General features: G+C 44.1%; 3 protein-coding genes. 2 read left to right on the forward strand and 1 reads right to left on the reverse strand.

The features are described from left to right. Nucleotides 1-742: 742 nt before the first annotated feature. Nucleotides 743-1,903, reverse strand: coding sequence for an MFS transporter (locus HF569_RS12080; protein WP_168902614.1), 1,161 nt, complete (start codon nucleotides 1,901-1,903; stop codon nucleotides 743-745). Between the two features lie 164 nt (nucleotides 1,904-2,067). Here HF569_RS12080 and HF569_RS12085 point away from each other — a divergent pair, with 164 nt between their 5' ends. Beyond that, a complete protein-coding gene (locus tag HF569_RS12085) occupies nucleotides 2,068-2,433 on the forward strand; it encodes a winged helix-turn-helix transcriptional regulator (RefSeq protein ID WP_408610811.1) in 366 nt (121 codons plus the stop codon). A 95-nt stretch (nucleotides 2,434-2,528) separates the two neighbouring features. Next, nucleotides 2,529-2,723: a hypothetical protein gene (locus tag HF569_RS12090; RefSeq protein ID WP_168902615.1), complete on the forward strand. Its 195-nt coding sequence runs from the start codon at nucleotides 2,529-2,531 to the stop codon at nucleotides 2,721-2,723. The last annotated feature ends 398 nt before the right edge of the window (nucleotides 2,724-3,121 follow it).

Below are 3,121 nucleotides of genomic sequence, written 5' to 3' on the forward strand. Positions count from 1 at the left end.
TTACTTTTTAAAAGCGAATTGACTTCGCAAATATTGTTTGGGTTTGAATAAATTCAAACCGCCCTACACATATTTGGTTTGTCGAAACAATGTTCAGTTTTCAAAGGTCTACCAGTCATCCGCTCTCGCAGACAACTTAATAATCATATCATTTAACCCATATGATGTCAACAATAAGTTTGAATTAATCAAGCTTTGAATTGTTGGCTGCCTAATGAAGCAGCTCAATAAATATACCATTTTGTCAGATCACTTGTCAACAAGTAATTTAACTTTTTAAATTAACGAACTGCTGTCGTAAAAGACAACTTAGATAATATACCATGCCGATTATCCCAGTGTCAACAGAATCTGCAAAATAATCTCAATCCTACTTTTAGAATTTGGCGCGGCTCCAGAAACGTCAACGAACACTCACTCTAATTTAGATCAGAACCACCTGTCTACTACGCCATCGTTAGTCAGTTTTCACAAAAAGCAACGTCCCACTTTCTCAGTGACATGGACCTAATGCAAAGCTATCCCTGTCAGATCGCAGTGCGCATACCCCCCCTACCATCACAGGACACCTATCCAACTAGTTATGCCCATTATTAGAAATGCTCTGATTGGACGTTCGACGACACTATCTGACCATTTCCCAGCAAGGCCCCTCAGTGTTTCCAATTCCTCCTACTCTAAAGGTCTAGCACCAGAATTTCCAATCAACTGAATTCACACTAAGGGAGCATCACATCACTACCTATAACCATTTCCGCAACCGCCGCGTCAGTCCAACCGCAATCAGCAAGGCACCCATTGCCGCTAACGTAATCCCGAAAAAACCGACACGGGGATACGCCCACCCGCCAACGCTAGAACTCACGGTTAATCCCAAGTAAAGCATTGCACTGTTACTGGCCATCATCGTTGCCCGTTGCAAGGGTAGCAAATTAACAATTATCGTATTCAATGCGGTTACCCCCAGACCTTGAACAATCGCCAATACGATTAAACTCCCAATGATCGCCAACAAACTTTGCTGACCTGCTAATAATCCAGCCATAGCAACGGCCGATAAAACGCCACTTAATTGAACGGTAGCTAGCTTTCCCAATTTGGTCATCACAACGCCGCCGAAAAAGCTAGCCACAAAGTTACTCAATCCGTAGGCAACGAAGACAAGTCCCGTCTGGCCAGTATTCAGATGAAACTGTCGCGTGATAAACGTACCCAAAAACGTATAAACAACATAGAATCCCAGCATCCACGTCAACGTGATCAATAGCGCCAGCTTGGCCTTTAGCGATCGACCTATCTGATCGTAGGACTGCCAGTAGTCTACCTTTCTCATCACCAACGTTCTCCGAGGAATAACTCTGTACAAAATGCCACCCGCCAATAGTGTTAACCCCACTGAGACAACAAACGCCAGTCGCCAATTAACTAACTGTGCTAATTCCGTTCCCATGGGTACCCCCAACGCAATTGATAGGGATAATGCCGCCATCGTAATCCCCATAATTAAATTTAACTTTTTGCCGTAAAACATTTGTCCAATCAATGCCCACACATTGGGTAATGTCGTAGCAGCACCTATGCCAGCCACCGCTCGACCAATATTAAACCACCCAACAGTAGGTGCCCACGCACACGCCACTCCTCCCACGAAAAAGATGACCACCCCGACCAGTAATAACCGCCGTTTGGGAAAACGATCGCCTAAAGGTCCCAGCAAGGGGGAACCAATCGCATAACAAATCGCATAAATGGTAACTGATAATGCAACCGTCGTGATTGAAGCATGGTAGCTTTGCGCCAATACCGGTAGCAACGGTGAAATAATAAATGAATCTGCGCCAATGACAAAAACAATTAAAAATAACCCCAGTACGAGCCACCCGTTTTTCATCAAATCTTTCATAGTAGTCCCCCCCCAATCCCTATTATTGGGAGAGCGACCAAATAGCACAATACGGGAATTTAATGTAACCCATCGTTCGCCTAACCAACCGATCATTTCTCATATTCCTGCTTCACAGTTATCCGCTATACTACAACCCAAGACTTGGATGGGAGCTGATCACGTTGACTGCTTTACAAATGCAAACACGTCATGGCGAAAACTGTCCGCTAGATGCTACCGTAAATATTTTATCCGGCAAGTGGAAATCAATCATTCTGTGCCGCTTGACCAAACAAGACCGGCGTTTTACAGAATTATTGCGCACTTTACCTGGTTGCACCCGGCGAATGTTAGCTTTACAACTTTCACAATTGATAACCGATCAAATCATCGCTAAAGATGTGGACACTACTTTTGTCCCTACTAAGACGAGTTACCATCTAACTGATTTAGGCCGAAGTCTAGTTCCAATCATTCAATCAATGGACGCTTGGGGGCGCCAATATATCACTACTCTAGATAATGCTAAGCACGGCACTTCGATTTAACGTTACCTTAAGCATAAGCGGCAGGAGTTTCCTAATGATCAAAGTGGCCATCACTAAGCGCAACCCACATCATTCAATAAGAGGAGACGAGAAAAATGATCCTAAACTTCAATAAGAACTTTTTCAAAACATTTAGTTTCTGGATTGGACTCTTCGTGTTTGTTCCGGCCGGCTGGTCGCTGATCTTTCACAACCCCTCAATGAGTACTTTAATTCAAGATATTATCAGCCTCATTCTGGGTGGCGGAAGCATTATTCTAAGTTTCAAAAAGACAACTGACGGCAAATAACGCGTAGAGGTATCATCCGAAAAACTCACAAAGGTATTCCGATTTTAACGAATAAGTACAAGCAGCTAGCACTAGTAGCGTGATTAGCTGGCGTCTTCTCACTGTCACCGACTAAGATCACCGTTTAAGCAAAAACGAGTCAATCTGTCGAGAATACAAAAAAGGCCAACGCAAGGCAATGACGTTGACCACAGAAGATAAACGACTAACTAGCCGTAGGAGTACACTAGCCGTCTGCCGTTTCGAGCGCCGTATTCTAATACGCCCAAAACTGTTTTATTTTACAAAAAAAGAACCCAATCACTGGGTTCTTTCGTTCGCGTGGCAACGTCCTATCCTCGCAGGGGGCGATCCCCCAACTACTATCGGCGTGCTAAAGCTTAACTTCCGTGTTCGGC

It is taken from the genome of Levilactobacillus tujiorum (genome assembly GCF_012641185.1).
GTDB lineage: Bacteria > Bacillota > Bacilli > Lactobacillales > Lactobacillaceae > Levilactobacillus > Levilactobacillus tujiorum.

Bases quoted from the DNA above. Each gene is read 5' to 3' on its own strand.
- HF569_RS12080 (WP_168902614.1), bottom strand. From the start codon at position 1,903: ATGAAAGATTTGATGAAAAACGGGTGGCTCGTACTGGGGTTATTTTTA.
- HF569_RS12090 (WP_168902615.1), top strand. From the start codon at position 2,529: ATGATCCTAAACTTCAATAAGAACTTTTTCAAAACATTTAGTTTCTGG.